Consider the following 245-nt stretch of genomic DNA (forward strand, 5'->3'; position numbering starts at 1 on the left):
GTGCTGCATAACAATAATTGCCACCCTTTGAACGAGAGGCAGTCATGGATATTAATCTGTTAATTGGCAGGGAGCGCTGTGCCGCTCATCAAGACGCGACCATTACTCGCCATAACCCGCTTACCGGTGACGTCGTCACCCAGGCAGCGGCGGCATCCGCTAGTGATGCTGCTCGGGCAGTCGAGGCGGCTGCAAAGGCTTTCCCAGCTTGGTCTGCAACTGGCCCCGGCGAAAAACGCGCCAAG

1 protein-coding gene is annotated in these 245 nt (G+C 57.6%); it reads left to right on the top strand.

All coding sequences use genetic code 11. The annotated features are described in order from the left end of the window. Nucleotides 1-44: 44 nt before the first annotated feature. Nucleotides 45-245: aldehyde dehydrogenase family protein (locus A6R74_RS13950; RefSeq protein ID WP_121499405.1), on the top strand; the 201-nt coding region annotated here is incomplete at its 3' end.

This window comes from Halomonas sp. ALS9, assembly GCF_001651035.1.
Classification (GTDB): Bacteria; Pseudomonadota; Gammaproteobacteria; order Pseudomonadales; family Halomonadaceae; genus Vreelandella.